General features: G+C 30.4%; 20 protein-coding genes. 2 read left to right on the top strand and 18 right to left on the bottom strand.

What is annotated here, in order from left to right; genetic code table 11:
* Positions 1-20: 20 nt before the first annotated feature.
* From B5464_RS10885 to B5464_RS10875, 3 genes are all read right to left on the bottom strand, one after another.
* Complete coding sequence (locus B5464_RS10885; RefSeq protein WP_077808755.1) at positions 21-203, bottom strand: CAL67264 family membrane protein; 183 nt, start codon at positions 201-203, stop codon at positions 21-23.
* Positions 204-306: 103 nt separating this feature from the next.
* Entirely contained in the window at positions 307-858 is a 552-nt protein-coding gene (locus tag B5464_RS10880; protein ID WP_079738382.1) for a hypothetical protein, read from the bottom strand.
* A gap of 34 nt (positions 859-892) precedes the next feature.
* Positions 893-2,920 (bottom strand): FAD-dependent oxidoreductase, encoded by a 2,028-nt coding sequence (locus B5464_RS10875; RefSeq protein ID WP_368350985.1) that lies wholly within the window; start codon positions 2,918-2,920, stop codon positions 893-895.
* 152 nt (positions 2,921-3,072) lie between these two features.
* Between B5464_RS10875 and B5464_RS10870 the strand changes: the two genes are divergently transcribed.
* Positions 3,073-3,813, top strand: coding sequence for an SDR family oxidoreductase (locus tag B5464_RS10870; RefSeq protein ID WP_079738381.1), 741 nt, complete (start codon positions 3,073-3,075; stop codon positions 3,811-3,813).
* A 28-nt stretch (positions 3,814-3,841) separates the two neighbouring features.
* Positions 3,842-5,221 (top strand): NAD-dependent succinate-semialdehyde dehydrogenase, encoded by a 1,380-nt coding sequence (locus B5464_RS10865; RefSeq protein ID WP_079738380.1) that lies wholly within the window; start codon positions 3,842-3,844, stop codon positions 5,219-5,221.
* 64 nt (positions 5,222-5,285) lie between these two features.
* Here B5464_RS10865 and B5464_RS10860 read toward each other — a convergent pair whose 3' ends face one another.
* The 15 genes from B5464_RS10860 to B5464_RS10790 all read right to left on the bottom strand — a co-directional run bounded on the left by B5464_RS10860 (position 5,286) and on the right by B5464_RS10790 (position 19,696).
* Complete coding sequence (locus B5464_RS10860; protein WP_079738379.1) at positions 5,286-5,996, bottom strand: pirin family protein; 711 nt, start codon at positions 5,994-5,996, stop codon at positions 5,286-5,288.
* 118 nt (positions 5,997-6,114) lie between these two features.
* On the bottom strand, positions 6,115-6,984 hold the full coding sequence (locus B5464_RS10855; RefSeq protein WP_079738378.1) for a pirin family protein: 870 nt from the start codon (positions 6,982-6,984) through the stop codon (positions 6,115-6,117).
* Positions 6,985-7,038: 54 nt separating this feature from the next.
* Positions 7,039-7,476, bottom strand: a complete 438-nt coding sequence (locus B5464_RS10850; protein ID WP_079738377.1) for a MarR family winged helix-turn-helix transcriptional regulator — start codon at positions 7,474-7,476, stop codon at positions 7,039-7,041.
* A gap of 30 nt (positions 7,477-7,506) precedes the next feature.
* Positions 7,507-7,767 carry a glutaredoxin domain-containing protein gene (locus tag B5464_RS10845; RefSeq protein WP_079738376.1) on the bottom strand — a complete coding sequence of 87 codons (261 nt, stop codon included), beginning with the start codon at positions 7,765-7,767 and terminating at the stop codon, positions 7,507-7,509.
* Positions 7,757-8,293, bottom strand: a complete 537-nt coding sequence (locus B5464_RS10840) for an NADPH-dependent FMN reductase (RefSeq protein WP_079738375.1) — start codon at positions 8,291-8,293, stop codon at positions 7,757-7,759. The genes B5464_RS10845 and B5464_RS10840 overlap by 11 nt, the downstream gene beginning before the upstream one ends.
* Before the next feature lie 9 nt (positions 8,294-8,302).
* Complete coding sequence (locus B5464_RS10835) at positions 8,303-8,689, bottom strand: OsmC family protein (RefSeq protein ID WP_079738374.1); 387 nt, start codon at positions 8,687-8,689, stop codon at positions 8,303-8,305.
* Positions 8,676-9,041 carry a DoxX family protein gene (locus B5464_RS10830; protein ID WP_079738373.1) on the bottom strand — a complete coding sequence of 122 codons (366 nt, stop codon included), beginning with the start codon at positions 9,039-9,041 and terminating at the stop codon, positions 8,676-8,678. The genes B5464_RS10835 and B5464_RS10830 overlap by 14 nt, the downstream gene beginning before the upstream one ends.
* 100 nt (positions 9,042-9,141) lie before the next feature.
* Entirely contained in the window at positions 9,142-10,956 is a 1,815-nt protein-coding gene (locus B5464_RS10825) for a sodium:solute symporter family protein (RefSeq protein WP_079738372.1), read from the bottom strand.
* Between the two features lie 99 nt (positions 10,957-11,055).
* The gene (locus B5464_RS10820; protein WP_079738371.1) at positions 11,056-12,741 is read right to left on the bottom strand and encodes a hypothetical protein; all 1,686 of its coding nucleotides are present in this window, start codon (positions 12,739-12,741) and stop codon (positions 11,056-11,058) included.
* 37 nt (positions 12,742-12,778) lie between these two features.
* Positions 12,779-13,300: a hypothetical protein gene (locus B5464_RS10815; RefSeq protein ID WP_079738370.1), complete on the bottom strand. Its 522-nt coding sequence runs from the start codon at positions 13,298-13,300 to the stop codon at positions 12,779-12,781.
* Positions 13,301-13,323: 23 nt separating this feature from the next.
* The gene (locus tag B5464_RS10810) at positions 13,324-14,559 is read right to left on the bottom strand and encodes a DUF6638 family protein (protein ID WP_079738369.1); all 1,236 of its coding nucleotides are present in this window, start codon (positions 14,557-14,559) and stop codon (positions 13,324-13,326) included.
* Between the two features lies 1 nt (position 14,560).
* Complete coding sequence (locus tag B5464_RS10805; protein WP_079738368.1) at positions 14,561-15,145, bottom strand: NUDIX domain-containing protein; 585 nt, start codon at positions 15,143-15,145, stop codon at positions 14,561-14,563.
* On the bottom strand, positions 15,138-17,096 hold the full coding sequence (locus tag B5464_RS10800; RefSeq protein WP_079738367.1) for an AAA family ATPase: 1,959 nt from the start codon (positions 17,094-17,096) through the stop codon (positions 15,138-15,140). The genes B5464_RS10805 and B5464_RS10800 overlap by 8 nt, the downstream gene beginning before the upstream one ends.
* 57 nt (positions 17,097-17,153) lie before the next feature.
* Entirely contained in the window at positions 17,154-18,197 is a 1,044-nt protein-coding gene (locus B5464_RS10795) for a hypothetical protein (RefSeq protein WP_079738366.1), read from the bottom strand.
* Between the two features lie 155 nt (positions 18,198-18,352).
* Positions 18,353-19,696, bottom strand: coding sequence for a microtubule-binding protein (locus B5464_RS10790; RefSeq protein WP_079738365.1), 1,344 nt, complete (start codon positions 19,694-19,696; stop codon positions 18,353-18,355).
* Positions 19,697-19,792 lie beyond the last annotated feature (96 nt).

Raw genomic sequence — 19,792 nt, 5'->3', positions numbered from 1 at the left:
AAACTTAGTAGACTTAAAAACTATACTCTTCCTTTTAGGGCATTAAAAACCCAAGCAATCGCAAAAAAACCTACACCAACAGAGGCAAAACCATAACCTGCAACATCATCATATCTAAAAGCACCTAATGCAATTAAACCCAAACCTACAAGTATCATTATAAATGTTGCCCACGCAAGCACTGTATTCTTATTCATTCCCATAATTTGTAAATCGTTATTTATGGCGCAAATATCGTTAATTTATTTCGTTTCTAAAACTTGTTAAAAATGTATAAATTAAGACAAATTGTATTAATAGAAGTAATTAATATCTTCTGCCTCCCATTCCTGGACCATTTCTTCTGCCCATCATACCTTGCGAACCATTATTATTTTGGTTTTTTGGTGCTTTTGGAAGTAATTCTCTTTTTTGTGCCTTTTGGTATTTAGTCCATTTTTTAAATTGTTTTTTATTTAAAAAACTTTTTAACGCATCATTTAACACTTTTTCATGCACATCTATACTATCTCTTATTGGTCTTATGGTTTCTCTAACTTGTTTACCAACTTTCTCTGCCAAATCTCTGTTAGAATACAATTGTTTACCAAGAGAATTTATAGTAAGTTCTAATTGTTGAAGCTTTGCTGAATTTAAGAAAGATATTTTTTTAATTTTATCATTATACTGTCTAAGAACTTTTATTGTTTTATTCTTAGTTTCATCATCTTTCACTTTGATTTTTGGAGGAACTTCAGCAAAATTATAGTAAAATATATTTGCAGAATTTTTTGCATTGTATTTAGGGAATTCCATCTCTTGTTGTGCAAAAGAAAAATAGGCTGTAAATAATGCTAAAAATAATAACGCTTTCTTCATGTTTTTTAATTTAATAGCAAAAATATAAAAAGAATTATAATTTTGCGGCTAATCTACTACCTTGATTTATGGCTCTTTTGGCATCTAATTCTGATGCAAAATCTGCACCACCAATTACATGTACATTTTTATTGGCATCTAATAAAGGTTGATATAATTCTTTAAACGGAGTCTGACCCGCACAAACTACAATATTATCTACTTCTAAAACCTTGTTTTCGTTATTTTGCGTGTAATGCAAACCTACATCATCTATTTTAGTGTAATTTACTTCACCAATAAATTGTACTTTTTTCTTTTTAAGTGTAGATCTATGAATCCAACCAGTAGTTTTACCCAAATTACCACCAAATTTACCTTTACTTCTCTTAAACATAAAGATTTCTCTTGGCGAAGGATGATATTCTGCCTTAACACCTTCTATACCAGAACGTGCTTCTAAAGTTTTATCTATTCCCCACTCTTTTAACCAAGCATCAATATTTTGTGATGTAGCTTCACCTTCGTGCGATAAGTATTCAGACACATCAAAACCTATTCCTCCTGCTCCTATAACTGCCACTCTTTTTCCTACAGGTTTCTTGTACTTTAAAACATCTAAATAACTTAATACTTTTTTATTGTCTGCTCCTTCAATCTTAAGTTCTCTAGGTTTTATTCCTGTTGCTAATACAATTTCATCATAATTAGAAGTCTTTAAATCTTCTAAAGAAACTTTCGTGTTTAATTTTAAAGTAACATTATGCAATTCTATTTGTTTACCAAAGTAACGCAAGGTTTCGTAAAACTCTTCTTTACCGGGTATTTGTTTAGCAACGTTAAATTGGCCACCAATTTCATTTGCGGAATCAAATAAAGTAACATCGTGTCCTCTTTGCGCTGCGACAGTTGCTGCAGCTAAACCTGCAGGACCTGCACCTATAACTACAATTTTTTTAGCGACTGCTACTTTTGAGTAATTTAATTCTGTTTCGTGACAAGCTCTCGGATTTACCAAACAACTTGCAACCTTTTGTTGAAAAACATGATCTAAACACGCTTGATTACAACCAATACATGTATTAATTTCATCATCTTTTTCTGCTTTCGCCTTATTTACCCATTCCGGATCTGCTAAAAATGGTCTTGCCATAGAAATCATATCTGCATCTCCTTCTGCAAGTACTTTTTCTGCAGTTTCGGGCATGTTAATTCGGTTCGAAGTAATTAACGGAATCGATAATTCTTCTTTCATTTTTTTTGTTACCCAAGTAAATGCTGCTCTTGGTACTGAAGTAGCAATTGTAGGAATTCTAGCTTCGTGCCAACCAATACCTGTATTTATAATTGTTGCACCAGCTTTTTCAATTTCTTTACCTAACTGTACAACTTCTTCCCATGTAGATCCATTTTCTACCAAATCTAACATCGAAAGTCTATAAATTATTATAAAATTTTCTCCAACAGCTTCTCTTGTTTGTTTAACCAATTCTATTGGTAAACGCATTCTATTTTCATAATCTCCTCCCCAAGAATCTGTTCTTTTATTTGTTCTTTTTGCTATAAACTGATTGATTAAATAACCTTCTGATCCCATTATTTCTACACCATCATAACCAGCTACTTTAGATAATTTTGCAGAGTTTACAAAATCTCTAATTGTTCTTTTAATACCAGATTGTGTTAGTTTAAAAGGCGTAAAAGGTGTTATTGGCGATTTAATTTTAGACGGTGCTACATTAAAAGGATGATAACCATAACGACCAGCGTGTAAAATTTGCATACAAATCTTACCTCCTTCTTTGTGTACTGCTTCTGTTATCTTTTTATGATGTTTGGCATGTTTTTTTGTTGACATTCTAGAAGAGAAAGGTCCTGTCCAACCTTGTATATTTGGCGAAATTCCACCAGTAACAATTAATCCAACTCCTCCTTTTGCTCTTTCTGCATAATAAGCAGCTATTCTTTCTAAACCATTTTTTTCTTCTTCTAAACCTGTGTGCATAGAACCCATTAAAATTCTATTTTTTAAAGTTGTAAATCCTAAATCTAAGGGTTCAAAAATGTGCTTATATTTCATAATTGTCTTTTTAAATTTACTATGCATGCATAATACTTTGCAAGATATGTTTATTTTTTCAACTTAAAAAGTAAAAGAGCTAAATACAAATTTAAATGAACTAAAATGAACCTTACCTTCTAAGTAGTTTTGTAGAAATAGTAAAACTTAAAGATATGAAACTTAATAATAAAGTAATAATAGTAACAGGTGCATCTAGTGGAATTGGTAAAGCAACTGCAATTAAACTAGCTAAAAACGGAGCATCTGTAGTGTTAACTTCTAGAAGCGAAGACAAACTAGAAGAAATAAAAGAAACAATCGAAAAAAATAATGGTAAAGCACTTGTAGTAACTTGTGATGTTACTAGTAAAGATGATTTTTCGAAATTAGTAGAAAAAACCATCCAAGAATTTGGTACCGTAAATGCAATTATTAATAATGCAGGATTAATGCCTTTGTCTTACATCGAAAAATTTAAAACTGATGAATGGGAAACAATGGTAGATGTAAATATTAAAGGTGTTTTAAACGGAATTGCAGCTGTTTTACCAACTTTAATAGAAAATAAAGGTGGTAACATTATCAATATATCTTCTACTGCTGCCTATAATTATTTTCCTGGTGGTGCTGTTTATTGTGCTACCAAATCTGCGGTAAAAATGTTTTCTGAAGGTTTAAGAAAAGAAATTACGCCTAAATACGGAATTAATGTTACCTCAATAGAACCAGGTGCTGTAAACACAGATCTTTTAAGCACTATTACAGATGAAGATATTAAAGAAGAATTGAAACAAATGAAAGAAATGACAAGTTTAGAAGCAGAAGATATTGCTGATGCCATTTTTTACACGTTAACGCAACCAGAAAGAGTTAACGTAAACGATGTTCACATTTTACCAAGTGAACAAAAATAATTATTAATCAAAAAAAAATATACTCATTATGAGCAAAGAACACATAGTAACAATAAACCCAGCAACAGAAGAGAAGTTAAACGAATATAAATATTTAACTGATAAAGAATTAAAAGATAATATAGAAGCATGTAATACTGCTTTTTTAGATTGGAAATTAAAACCTGTAGAAGAAAGAGCTAAAATTATTGAAGCAATCGGAAAAGAATTGACTAAAAATAAAACGGAATTAGCAAAACTAATGACTAATGAAATGGGAAAAATTATTAGTCAAAGTGAGCATGAAATAGATTTATGTGCAGGTATTTGTAGTTATACAGCTAAAAATGGTCCAGAAAATTTAGCGACAGAAAAAAGAATTTTAAGCAATGGTAAAGATGGTTTGGTAGCGTATTCTCCTATCGGAATTGTTTATGGTATTCAACCTTGGAACTACCCATCTTACCAAGTAATTAGATACGCAATTGTTAATTTAATGGCTGGTAACGGAGTTTTATTAAAACACGCATCTAACGTAACAGGAACAGGACAATTTTTAGAAAAAGTGTTTGTTGATGCAGGTTTACCTAAAGGATTATTTCAGGCTTTAAAAATATCTCATGACCAGTCGGATACAATCATCAAAAATAAACACGTTAGAGGTGTTACTTTAACAGGTAGTTCTGATGCTGGTAGAAATATCGGAGAAAAAGCAACTGCAGAACTAAAAAAGGTTGTTTTAGAACTTGGTAGTAACGATGCTTATTTAGTCTTAGAAGATGCCGATTTAGAAACTGCAATAGAAGAATGTGTAAAAGGTAGAATTTATAATAACGGAGAAACTTGTATTGCTGCAAAAAGGTTTATTGTTGTAGAAAAAGTGTACGAAGACTTTAAAAAGGGATTTGTAAAAGCAATGGAAAACATTAAAGTTGGTAATCCTTTAGAAGACGGTGTAGATATGGGACCAATTGCACGAGAAGATTTAAGAGAAACTTTACATAACCAAGTTGAAAAAAGTGTTAAAAATGGTGCCGAAATTTTATGTGGTGGTAAAATACCAAATGGTAAAGGTTACTTTTATCCGGTTACTGTTTTAGGAAATGTAAAACCTGGTCAACCAGCTTATAGCGACGAACTTTTTGGCCCGGTTGCTTCTTTAATTAAAGTTAAAGACGAGCAAGAAGCTATCAAAATTGCTAACGATAGTAGGTTTGGTTTAGGTGGTGGAATTTTCACAAAAGACATCGAAAAAGCCAAAGAAATAGCAACCAATCATTTTGATACTGGTATGGTATTTATAAATACTTTTGGTATCGCAGATCCTTCTATGCCATTTGGTGGTGTAAAAGATTCTGGTTTTGGTAGAGAACACGGTGGTTTTGGTATTAAAGAATTTGTAAACATAAAATCTATTGTTTTAGGATAATAGATTTCAAATTATAAAAAAACCCTATTCTTAATTGAATAGGGTTTTGTTTTTTTATTACATTTTAAAAATGCATCGGTACATCTATAATTAATAATTTACTATCTTCTTTAGCTTTAATTTTAACTAAATTAGTTTCGTAAATACCTACCGCATCTCTTTTATTTAAAACAATATCTTCTATTTCTAGCGAGCCGTCAATCAAGAAAAAATAAGCTCCGTTTTTTAAATAATATTCAGTTTTAAAATCTTTATCTAAATCTATCATAGACAAATATCCTTGCTGATTTATAGGCAAAGAACCATCAACTAATTTATCTTTTGGTGAAACTAATGTTTGAAATTTATTTTTTCTACCTTCTTTTTCAAAATACTTTTGGTCATAGTAAGGTGTTACATTTTCTAATTCTGGAAGTATCCAAAGCTGAAGAAAATTAACTTCTTCGGATGAACTATCATTAAATTCCGAATGCGTTACACCAGTTCCGGCACTCATAACTTGTACCTCTCCGACTTCTATCGCACGTTTATTTTGCATGCTATCTTTATGTGATAAAGAGCCAGAAATTGGTATCGAAATTATTTCCATATTTTTATGAGGATGCGTACCAAAGCCCATTTTAGGCTGAACTATATCATCATTTAAAACTCTTAAAGCACCAAAATTCATTCTTTCTAAATTTTGATAGTTTGCAAAACTAAAAGTATGATATGATTTTAACCAACCGTGATTGGCTAAACCTCTTGTTTCTGATTTGTGAATTATTTTTTTCATTTATAAACTTGAATAATTTCTTTTAAAAGTGCGGATGCGTTAGTGATTGCAACGGCATCCTTTTTGCTTTTTCTGCAAAAAGATATAGTGGAAAGCACGACCCTTTTCGGGGAACGTCCTAATACAAATACCCCATTTTACCTTGCTGATAATCTCTCATTGCTTCTAAAATTTCTGTTTGAGTATTCATAACATAAGGTCCGTATTGGGTTACTTTTTCTTTAATTGGTACACCAGAAAGAATTAATAAATTGCTTTCTTTTTTCGCTGAAAAATTAACTAAAGAACCGTCTTGATTAAAGGTTACCATTTGATTTTTACCTTTAGATAACACATGTGAGTTATTTACTAAAATCTCACCATCTAACAGGTAAATTAAAGATTGATGTGTTTTAGGAATTTCAATTTCTGTACAGCCATTTTCTTTGGCATTTACTGTATAAACATTTACCTCTGTTTGTGTTTGAATTAAACCAAAAGTTTCTTCTAAATTGCCGGCAACAACATTAATTGCTACTTTTTTATCTTTTGATGTAATTTGTGGTATTTGCTCTTTTTCTAAATGTTGATAATTTGGAGTTATCATTTTAGATTTTGCGGGTAAGTTTAACCATAACTGAATTCCTTCTAAATCGCCACCTTTTTTAACAAACGCTTTGGTTGGTGCTTCAGCATGAATAATACCGCGACCAGCAGTTGTCCATTGCACTCCACCAGCTTTCACAATCATTTCGTTTCCCAAAGAGTCTCTGTGCAATTGTTCGCCTTTAAAAAGTAATGTTATCGGCTCAAAACCTCTGTGAGGATGCGGACCTAAATCAAACGGATTGTTGAATTCTGAAATAGCATAAGGACCATAGTGATGTAATAATAAAAAAGGATCTACATTTTCTAAACCTTTTGATGGTAAAGGTTGACGAAGCTTTATAGGGCCCATGTTAACCAACGGACTCTCTACAACTGTTTGAATACTTTTATATTTTTTCATGCTTTATTGCTCTTTATCATGTATTTTCCAAGGAAAATATATTTGCAAATTTTTTTATCTAATTTTATCTAAAAGATTACTTAATGTTAATGCTTCTTCTTCTGAGAGTTTATCTAAAAAAGATACGTTTTTAAAATCGTCTATATTAGATAATAAATGCAAACCCTGTTGGGTAATCTGTACATAAACTACTCTTCTGTCATGCTCGCAACGCTCTCTTTCAATTAAGTTTTTGTCGCACAACTTATCCATTAAACGAGTTGCATTTGGTGCTCTTTCTATCATTCTATCTTTTACAATTTGCACCTTAATTTTAGCCTTTGCACCTCGTAATATTCTTAATATGTTGTATTGTTGCGGCGAGATTCCGTGCGGCTTAAAAAACTCGTTTTCTTTACTGCTTAACCAGTTAGAAGTATATTTTATGTTTATTAAAGCTTTTACTTTATTGCTTGTAAACTTAGAATTGATATCTTTCGAAATGTCTCCCATCTGCTACTTTTTTTTACTTTAAGTTAGAGTTTAAGCTCTTAACTTTAAATCTTGCATTATCTTATTAAATTCTTCTGTAGTTGGTGTTAAATACACTTTATCGTCTACAAATAAAGTCGGAAATTTAGCAACACCATTGTACAATTCTTTACTATGTTCTCTTGCCTCTACATCTTTAGAAATATCTTTGTATGTATAAGGCACATCTGTAGAATTTAAAAAGTTTTTAAATGCTACAGTATATGCATGCCCTTGTCTACCGTATAAAACGATGTTTAATTTATTGCTCATTAACTAATTTTTCAAAAGTGTTTACTTGTTCTTTTAATGCGATTAGAAGATCTTCTCCTGTAATTTTACCTTCTTTAAAATTTTCGTAAAAACTTGGTAAAGAAAAGGTAACAATATCACTAGCACCGTGTCTAGAAAATCTTTGTTCACCGGCACTTAATACAAATTGACCGCCCATTCCGCCTGGTGAAGTTGCCATTAATAATAATGGTTTGTCTCTAAATACTTTTACATTTATTCTAGAACTCCAATCGAAAATGTTTTTAAAAGCAGCGGCGTAAGAACCATTATGCTCTGCTAAAGAAACTATAAATCCATCATAACTATCTAAGCTAGTTGTAAAGCTTTTAATATCTTCTGGAAAACCATTTTTTTCTTCGTCTTCACTATAAACAGGCACTTTAAAAGTTGCTAAATCGATCACATTAAAAGTAGAGTTTTCTAAATTTTCTGCTGCAAAAGTAGCTAACTGTTTATTTATCGATGTAGAACTTGTACTACCTGCAAATGCTAATATTTTTTTCATGCTTATTTTTTAAATAATTTTTGAATCTATTCTTGTTTCTCCTTTAACCATTTTTGCTACCGGACATTTTCCTGCAATTACTAGTAATCTCTTTTTTTGATCATCTGTAATTTCTTTTTCAAAAGAGATTTCTTCTGTTAAAAATTTCTCATTATTTTCTATTACCTGAGTAACTTTTACATCAATCTCACCTACATCCCAACCTTTTCTTTCAGAATACATTCTTAAAGTCATGGCTACACACCCACCAATTGCAGTTAGTAAATATTCTACGGGTGTTGGTCCGTTATCATCTCCTCCATCAACAACAGGTTCATCTAGAGTTAAAAAATGATTTCTAGCTTTTGCTTCTGCTAAATAATTTTTATTTGATAAAGTAACTTTAGAGTTTGTCATGATTTATTTTTTTTGAAGTGATGTAAGAAGTAATTAAAAGAATTATAGCTACAATTGCACCCGTTTGCTCGCCATCATTAATCATTACATGGGCAAAAAAGGCTAAAATAAAAGCAAAGAAAAAACTAGCATATGCCCATTCTTTAATTACACTTTTTGTAAAAAACCATATCGCAATTAAACCTAAAATTTTTGCAATAGCATACGGATAAATAATATAAGTTGGATATCCGAAGTTGGTAAACATGTTGGCTACTTCTTCATGATTAAAAAAGTACATTCCTGCAGAAAAAAGCATTAATAATGTTAACAATCCTGTAGAAATAAAATATATAATCTTTGCTGTTTTCATACTTTAATGAATCAATTAGAGTACAAATTTACAAAATAAAATTTTATTTACCAAGGAAAATAAATACATGGAAATATTTACCTTTCAATAATTTAAGAACTTACAAGATTGTATTTTTTATTTTTTTTAAAAGTTTTATTAAAAAAATAGAAGCTATAATAACTAATGAAGTTAAAATTAATGCCTGTTTGTAATCGCCATAAATCCAAAAACCCGTTGCAAACAAACAACTATAAATTAACACGCAACTGAGTAACATTGCTAATATTGCATTAGGCAAACTCCAGTTTTTTTCTTTTTGATCAAAATTAATTCCTGCCAAATTTGCTTTTGCAACAACTTTACGCCAACCGGCGCCACTAGGTAGAATATGCTTATAAAATAATTGAAGTGTTTCATCTTTTTCTGGCGGAGTTAGAAAAGTAACTACCAACCAAATTATTGTTGTTACTAACACCACAAACGGAAATTGAAACCAACTAGGAAAAAGACCATCTTCTACACCGAATAAAATAGTTTTTAAAGACGTAAAATTTAAAAGTATCGAAATTATTCCTGATGAAAACATTGCAGAAATTTCGCTCCAAGCATTTATTCTCCACCAAAACCATCTCAAAATAAATATTAAACCAGTACCTGCACCAAACATTATAATAATATCAAATACTTGTTTCACATTTGTTAAAGTTAAAGCTAGTAAACCGCTTATAACCATCATTAATATTGTACTTATTCTACCTACATTTACCAATTGTTTTTCTGTAGCTTCTTTTTTAATAAAACGTTTATAAAAGTCATTTACTACATAAGAAGAACCCCAATTTAAATGTGTAGAAATTGTACTCATATATGCTGCAATTAAAGATGCTAAAACAATTCCTAAAATTCCTTTTGGCAAAAAGTTTAACATTGCTGGATATGCCAAATCATTCCCTAATTTATCCGCAGGAATATTAGGAAACGCACTTTGCAAACTTGCAATATCCGGATATATTACCAAAGACGCCAAGGCTACTAAAATCCAAGGCCAAGGTCTTAAAGCGTAATGTACAAAATTGAAAAAAAACGTTGCACCTATTGCGTGATTTTCATCTTTAGCAGCTAACATTCTTTGTGCAATATAACCTCCACCTCCTGGTTCTGCACCAGGATACCAAGAACTCCACCATTGTAATGCTAACGGAATAATTAAAATTGTAATTACCGTATTTGTATCATTAAAATCTGGTAACATATTAGTTTTGGTTGCCACGAGTTTATTTTGAAACAAACTTTCTAAACCACCAACTTCTGGTAAATTTACAGCATAATAAGCTGCTGCTATTGCCCCAAACATGGCAATTATAAAAAGTAAAAAATCGGTATAAACAACACCTCTAAAACCACCAAAAGCAGAAAAAATTACTGTAACAGAACCTGCATACAAAACAACTTCCCAAGGTTGAATACCCAACATTATTCCGCCAATTTTAATAGCTGCCAATGTTACTACAGACATTACCAAAATATTAAAAATAACACCTAAATAAATAGACCTAAAACCTCTTAAAAAACTTGCTGCTTTACCACTGTATCTTAATTCGTAGAACTCTAAATCTGTAGTTACACCAGATTTTCGCCAAAGTTTTGCGTAGACAAAAACGGTTAGCAAACCTGTAATTAAAAACGTCCACCAAACCCAATTACCTGCAACACCATCTCCTCTAACAATATCTGTTACTAATAATGGCGTGTCTGCAGCAAATGTAGTTGCAACCATAGAAAAACCAAGTAACCACCAAGGCATAGATCTGCCAGAAAGAAAAAATTCTGAAGAACTTTTTCCTGATTTTTTTGATACTATAAAACCTATTAATAAAATAACTGAAAAGAAAAGAACGATTATAAAATAATCTAATGCAGATAGTACTATCATTTATTTAATTTACTTTTTAATAAAATAATTTATTCAAAAATAGGTAAATAAATTTTATGCTAGTTTTAGCAAAAATGCAATCCAAGAAAGCTGTAAATATTAATTCATTTTTATTGAATCTATCTTCTTTTGTAGTGCTTTAATTCTTTTAGAATCTAATTCTTTTTTTGAAATTAGCTTTATCGAGTCTAAAATAGATTTATTTTTCTCTAAAATTGTTTGTTCTTTTTCGAAGTAAATATTTCCGTTTTCACTAGCTCTCCAAGCTTCGTTTAATTGAATATAAACCTCTTCATTCCATGTACTTGGTTTTTTTGCATCAATCCAAATAACATCTCTATATTCACTATCAATTAATGCTAAATCGGGCGTTGCAGATCCATCAAACTGTGCATTTTCTTTTTTAATCGCCGAAATGGTACTTAGAAAAAACATTCTCTTTTTACCCGCAATATTTTTAATATAAGGTCTAAATTCTACTGGTTTATTTGCAGACCAATCATATTCTTTTCTTGATTCTATTACTTTTAAAGGCATTGCAGAAACACCCGCATAACCTTGTTTTTTTGAAGCATGATCGTAATAATATAATTTATCGGTTCCATCCGCAGGAATAAAAACACTAAATGTTAAACTTGTTCTTTCGTCTCCAACAGGTTCTAGCCCAAACCAATGATATAAACCACTAAAAGCACCTGTTTTTGTATCAGAAAAATCGAAATCTGTTACAAATGGTTGCTGATTTTGATCGTCTGGTAAGTCCGGAATTTTAACTGCCGTTTTCATATTCCATGGCAAAGGATCTCTAAATCCTCCTAAAAACTTTAAACTTTCTGCTTGTAAACGAGATACTTTTTCTGACAGCGTATTTTGCTTTGTTAAGTATTCGTAATTTTTCATTTCATTTGGCGAAATAAAAATTCCTTTACCAATTGTAATTCTTTCTAGATAATCGTTAAAATCATGTTCACCATTTTCTACAACCATTACGCCACCAAATGTAGGATACGGAAAGAAAAAACCTTTCCACTTAATTAAACTTACAACTTGTACCCATGCGCCTTTGTCATTTTTCATGTAATAAGTATCGCTTGGCTCGTAATTAAATAGCATCCACGGATTCAATCTTTGCACAACAGCGTTGTAAGTATTTCTACTAAATTTTAAAGATTCGCCAATTGAAAAAGTTACAGGAATTCTATTTTCTGATGAAAAACGAGGAAAAGGAGTTGTACTCGAAACAGAAAAAACCTCTTCTGTATTGTCTTTAATTCCTTGCCAAACATACTTTTCGGTTGGCTGAATTGCCATTGTCCATTGGTTATGACCATCAACTCTAACCAAATGTGGTAAAGAAACATCTTTGGTTTCTCCTACAGATTCATTTGCCATCGAAAATATATTTCTTAAAGGCTGAATTCTTTCATTTTGTGTTAAAGGAAGCTCTACAATTTCGATTCTTTGTAAACTATTATAAACATTATAGGTTTTCATGTAATCGTAGAATTTTAAATTCCAACCTACATAATAAACAACTGCGAAAAAAACAGTTAAAAAAACTAAAACACCAATTCTTTTACCTGTACTAGCAGATTTTCTAAATGTTCTAAGACTAAAAAATAAGATTGTAAAACACAACAATATGATAAAAATAAACTTTCTAACAAATAATAATGCTGGCTGATAATCATCTCTTAAAAAAAACAACAAAGCAAGAGTTATGATACTTAAAATCACAACTATTTTTTTTTGCCTTGGACCTTTACTCCAATAATTCTTAATCATTTTTTAAATTTTTATTTTATGTGTTTTTATACAAAATCTATAACAAACCTTTGTCTTTCAATCTTTCTCTGGCACTTTTTTCTTCTACTTTACTATCTTTAACTTCTTCTTGTGCTTTCTTAATAGCAACAGGTTCTTCTGTTTTTAAATCTTTCACAAAATCTTTTCCTTTTTCTAAAACATCATTAAAAGTATCTCCTAAATTTTCTGATTGTTCTTCGATAATTGCAGAAGATTTAAAAATAAACCCAGCAATATAAGTTCCTAATAACGTACCAAAAATCATCGAAGTAAATAACGAAACAGTTGTAATATCTATCGGAATTATAAATCGTGCAATTAAAACTAAAACTAAGAAAAACGTACTTATATATACAAGTCTTAAAAGGAAGTTTTGTTGGTAGATAAAGCCTTTTTTGTTCGTAATAGACATCTGTAGTTCTTTAGAATTCATCATTTTATTAAAAAAACGATACAACTTATTTCCTTGAGATTCTCTCCAAAATAAAATAATACCAAATAAAATAGCTGCAATAAATATTAAAAGTTCTAGTGTCATATTATTTGTGTTAGATGTTTTGTTTAAAAATTATTTAAAATAGTTTCTATTACCCAATCTTGGGTTGAGCTTTCTAATGTTTTTAATGTGCTATAAAATTGTTCTTTGTCATACCAATATAAAAATAACACATCTATTGGCGCAATATTTACCAATAAATACCAAATTAAATCTTGGTGATTTGGTTTTAACGAAGAATGCGGTTTGTGTAACGAAACAAGTAAATCTTTGTCTAAAAAATCTTTTGCTTTAATCGCTTTAGAAGTTTTCTTTTTTTCTAAAAACAACTCTAAACCCATTACTTTTTTTCTCGCAGAAATATCAATTTTATTTAAATAACTCTTAAAAAGAATGTCGTTTTGTAAAATATCTTTTACCAAATGTGTTGGCGACATCAAATGTTTCGAAAGCGTATATTTCTTAATTCTTTCGTATTTCTTTTGATGTAATTCTTCTTCTAGTTCTGCCTCTATAACGTCATAACTTAAAAGCTTATCGATTAACTCATCATGAGAAATATGATACATTAAAATATCATGCACAGTATCGTTTATCGCTTGGTTGTATGTTTCTTTTTCTTGAAAAATTAAAATTGGTTTTACAAAATCTTTCAACACAAAAATTCCGCCAAATGCTTTCGTATAAAAAGAATCTGTAGTGTATTTAATTTCTTCTAAAATAAGATTTCTTTCACGTAAATCACCATATTTTTTAGCAGAAGCTAATAATTGTTTATGAATATTTTCGTCTATAAAATTATTGTCTAAATTAAAAGTATGAATTAATTTTAATTGGTTCTCTTTAGCTTTATTTAAGTTATTTATTAAATGAAATTTTATTACAATGTCTTTATATTTTAAAACATCTAAAGGTTCGTAAAAAACATCTATTTTTTGATCAAAATCTAAGCATATAGCAGAATCTCTAGTAATATCTTTAATAAAGTCGCCATGTTTTTTAAAAACAACCTTCATTAATTCTTTGTCAAAAGAATGAAAAGGATTGTAAATTGGTAAACCTTTTTGCAAAGGCGAAATAATAATTGCGTGCGTATTTGCCTCTCCATTATTTAAATAAAATTGCTCTTTCTTTTCTTCTGCAATCTCTGGACTCCAACCTAAACCATCAATAGAAAAAGAGGTTAACGCCGTTTTAGAAAAACCTAATTTTTCTAAACATTTATTGTAGCGCTCTACTAATTTTCCGTTAACAGAAATTAGTTCGTTTCTAAATAATTTTGCGTCTTTTAGTTTTTGCATTTTAATTTAACAAATTATGAATTTGAGCATATTGTAGCAATACAATTGTTCTTGTATCTTCTATTTTACCGCTGTTTAGCATATCAATAGCTTCTGTAAACGGTATTTCTAAAACTTCTATATCTTCATTTTCTGATGCTATGCCGCCACCTTCGCTTACTTTCATATCATCAGAATATTCTGCCACAAAAAAGTGCATTTTCTCTGTTAAAACACCTGGAGATGAATACCCTTCGTAAACTTTTTTAACAGATTTTAATCGAATACCAACTTCTTCTTCGGTTTCTCGTATAATACATTGTTCAGGATTATCTTGATCTAATAATCCTGCCGGAATTTCAACTAAAAAACCATCTTCATTATCATGTACAAACGTTGGAAAACGAAATTGTTTGATTAAAATTACGGTCTGTTTTTTGGTGTTATACAGTAAAATTCCTGCACCATGACCACGTTCATAAACTTCTCTCATTGGTTTTACCCAACTACCATCAGATTTTTGATAATCAAAATTAAATTTAAAAAGCGTGTAATAATTGTCTGATAAAACAGTTTTTTCTATATTTTTTACTCTTAAACTACTCATTACCAAAAGATTTTCTTGCTTGTAAATCTATGTTTAATTGATTCACACGAGCATCAACTTTTCGTTTAAAATCGGTGTCTGCAATCGTTGCCACATTGTCTAAATATCTTACAACTTCTTGTCTTCTAATTTCAGAAAAATCTAAACCTTTCATATTGCTTTTCATCAATTCTTGCAACATGCCAAATTTGGTTTCGTAATTCTTTTTGAAATAAATTTCTGGATTTTCGAACCAATCTTCTTCCAAATCAAAATCTGTTAAACGCAAAGAAATTGCAGATTGAATGTTTCTAACATCTCTAGACGAGAAAAATGGAAATATTTGCTGAATTTCTTTATACAAACTTGCAAAAAATAAATGCTGATTAGTACTATGCTTTTGCACAGCTTTGTCATAAGCTTCTAAAACTCTTTCTTCGGATGGTTTTTCTACAGAACTAAGAATTTCGCCCATATTTTTTGTAAGACCTTGATCTTTTAAATATTGATAATTTTCTGGATTTTGCATATTCACAAAATCTGGAATTGTTTTTTCAAATTTTTTCCACCAAATATAATCTTGATCTAAAAAGTCATTTTCTGTTCTTGCACCATCAATTTTAAACCTACCTTGTACTCTAGAAATTACGGCTTTGTCTAACATTTCTGGTAAATTGGTAAAAAGTCCGATAGACGAATTCCCATAATTTACGGCATAAGCACCTTCTGTATAACGTAAGAAAACACCAATTACTTCTTTAACACCAGCAGAAACGCCTTGTGCAGTTCTTTCTTGCAAGTTATTTTCGGCGTCATCAATTGGTGCAAAAATCAATTTAGTTGGGTCTTGCATAGGTTTCATCCATTCTACCATTTTTTCTGCAGAACCACCTTGAAATGTACTAATTAAAGTATCTGGCATTGGATGAAATAAAAACGGAATATCTAAATTGTCTGCATGCTCTTTTAATCGAGTTGCAATGGCAGCAATTAACATACTTTTACCTGTTCCTGGTATTCCGTAACCCATAAAAACAGGCATAAAACCACCCAATTCTTGAAACGGATTTTTCTTTGCATCAAAATCGTAACTTAACATTCTTTCTGTTAACCTACGTGCAAAATGCTTTGCATCTTTATTACCAACAATTTGTTCGAATTTAATTTTATTAAACTCAACACTTTTTGCGGTTCCAGAAAAAACATTCTCCCAACCAGAAACGGCAAAATCTGTTTTTTCTAATTTATAAGTTCTATCTACAATTGTTTCTGTGTACTCTAAAGTGCTTTTTCTTAACTGAATTTCATCTATTAAGGCTTCAAAAAACACAACTGTAAAATCGATAACATCTTTATCTGTTTTTACAATTTCTGGGTGCCCAAGATATTTATCAAAATAAAATAAAGCACATGCAATTCCTTTTAATGGTGATAAAAATGACACTTCTGGAATCCCAGCAAATTTTTGCTTCATTACAGATAAATCATCAGATGCATGTGGTTTTAAGTCGTGTAAAATTTTATACGAAGTTGCATACAACTGAAACGCAGTTGCAGTTTGCATTTTACTTTCATAGGCTCTTTTACCTGTTGAATCTAATGCCGCTTTTCTTTCGTTTAAAGATGATAATCCAGAAGAATCGTAATAACTGTCTTTTATCCAAATTCCTAATATTAAACCTTCTTGTACAGCATATAATGTTTGATTTAAATAAACCGGAATTGCAATAGAATCTGGCAAAAGCCTTTTCTTTAAACCTAAAATTGTTTTAGAAACTGATGTAATTTCTACATTACTACCAGAATTTGCTCTTGATAAATACAATAAAATAGAGCTGTCTTTTGCGTCTTTATCTTTATTTTTTGCTCTATTACTTTGTTCCCATTGTATACTTTTTAAATAACCAGAAGCTTCATCGCGAAGCATATCTAATTCGTTTTGTTTTATAGGAAATGTTGAGTTATGCTGCATTCTTTTTCTAATTTTACTATGATTCTATAACAGTTGGCAATTTGTTTTTTTAAATTTCTATTGCATTTTTAAACTAGCTAATTCTATTAGATTTCTAGCTAGTTTGTGCAATACTTCTGGCGCAGTATTGTGTAAAAGCTGAATAATTCTATGCGGTGCAAAAACATATTTTTGTTGAATTACTTCGCTCCATTTTTGCATGGTTTGTTTTGAGAAAAACCCGCCTTCTGTAAAGGTTTCTCCAGAAAAAACCTCATCGATTTTTAAAGATAAAGCATATGATTCTAACGGAATTTCTTTTCTTGCAATTGCGCTTAGAATTGCATGTGTAATTTTATTTTCATCTTTTGCAAAAACATTATGCAATGGCCCTAAATCTATTCTTTTGATATGTTTTGGCTCTAAGTCGACTAACTTTCTGTCGATATTATATGCCATTGTATCTAAAGACATTTCTCTATCTGCTGTTTCTTTTAAAGTTTGATAGATTTTATCTCGATCCTTTAAAGCATTATTTCCTTTGTAATTAAAGTACATATAACAAATAAAAGGCCTGTTTTGGCTAACATCATAAAAACTCCAACTTGTTAAGTATTGATGATTTGCATCTTTTGGTGCTTCTAAAATTTTACCTTGTACAAATCTGTTAAATATATATTTTTTATCTACGGATGAATAGTAGACTAAAGAGGATGCTTTAAATAAATCTAACCTTCTAATGGGTTCTTTTTTAACTAAAAGCGTATTTAAAAAAGATTCTTTTAAAGTGTCTACACTTGTAAATTTATCTAAATACTCATTTCTTAATTCTAAATCGTTGTATAAAAATCTAAATTCTAAATAATTAGGGAAACCAGAATCTGTTAAATCTACTTTCATATTGTCTTCTTCGTCGTACATATACTTTATACGCATAGCTTCTATAGAATATAAAAGTAAATCTGAGTATTGTTTAAAAATTAGCAACTCTTGTTGTGTGCATAGTTTTTCTTGCTGCACACTTACAATAAGTTCTTTTAAAACAAAATCTACCATTTTATGATAAAAAACATATTGTTCTTTTGAGTCTAATACTGCAGAATCTAAAGGTGTTGTAATCATGTTTTAATTTGATATTCTTAAAGCTTATAAATTGATTTGTTTTGGCAAACAAGCCTGCGTTAAGGATTGTAATGGCATCCTTTTTTGAGGTACGATAAAAAGATATAATGAAAAGCCTGACCCCGATTTTTCATCGGGGAAACGCCTTTATTATTTTAAGACAACATATCGTCGTTAGAACTTGTTGGTTTTGGAGTTTCTGCTGGTGTTGCATCGTCTCCTGTTGGTGCATTTGCATCTGCTTTGTAGTAATCTTCGAAAATTTCTTTCATATCGATACCATATCTATCTGCAAAGTTTTTTTGAATGTCTACATCTTTCTCTCTAATTTCATGCAATGCCTCTGCGTATGTGCTATAAACACCTTTCATTACTTTTTCGTGAACCGGAATATTATCCATCATATCTTGACGAGCTCTTGCACTTGCCGAATGCATTGATGCTAAAGTTTCACCAATATGTTCATCTGTTTTTACACCTAAATGCTCTAAAATTGCTGCAAATTCTTGATCTGTTCTTGCTTTTAATGCTACAATATAACCGTCGTAATATTTTAATCTTTCTTCGGTATCACTTTTTAATTTTGCTCTATGCGTTTGTAAATTAGAGCGTAAAGAAGTTAAAACTTTAATTGTTAAATTGTGTTTGTGCACAAAACTATCTTTAGATGCTGCAAGTGTTGTATAAGCATTTTTAAGACCTTCTAATTCTTCTACTTTTTGCTCTATTGCTGTTACTTTACCTATTGCTTCTGAGTATGCTGTAGATTGTTTGTCTGCAATTTCATCTAATTCTTGTCTTGCTTGTTTTAACAATGCATATTGTTCTTCTAGCTTGTCTTCTACCTCTTTCTTTTTTTCTAAAGCTTTGGTATGGTTTTTAGAAGCTTCTACAATGGCAGTTTTTAGCTTTTCTTCTACTTCTTTTATTTCTACTTCTCTGTTTTTTAAACGTGTAACCGCTGCTTGAGATTTAAAAGAAAGTTCTCCTAAAAGTGTTTGTATATCTGCACTTTCTATACGTTGCTGAAATAGTGCTTTTGCTTTATTGTCTGCACCAGCACGTACTTTTTCTGCTGCTGCAAATTCCATTTCTTCTTTTTTAATTTTAGATTTTCTTCCCCACAAATTATTCCACCAAGTATCTGGTTTATTTTGTGCATCTTCTAACTCTACTCTTGCTCTTTCTAATGCTTTTTGGGCATCGTCTATTACTTTTTGTTCTGCTTCGTTTAATGCCGAAAAGCCTTCGAACTTAATACCTACTTCGTCTTGATAATCTGTTAAATCTTTAATAGCATCTAGTAAAGAAGTTCTGTCTTCTTTTGCCATATCTACAACATCATCTAAGGTTGCATTTAAGATCTTTTGACGTTTTTCTGGATCTTCTTCTTGAGAAAGTTTCGATTTCATGGTATCAATAGCTTTCCCCCAGTTTACATCTACTTTTTCTGTTTTTTGTGTTGAATTGGTTTCTAATAAATCAAAATCATCAGACATATTGCATTGTATTTTTTAAGTTGAACAATTTTTTTAAGTGTAGCAATTTCGTTATTTTTTTTCAAAAAAAGAATATTTACTTTACATATATGTTGC

The organism is Polaribacter sp. KT 15 (assembly GCF_900143115.1).
Classification (GTDB): Bacteria; Bacteroidota; Bacteroidia; order Flavobacteriales; family Flavobacteriaceae; genus Polaribacter; species Polaribacter marinaquae.
The sequence above is the reverse complement of the archived record's forward strand: the minus strand, read 5'-3'. Positions and strand labels throughout refer to the sequence as shown.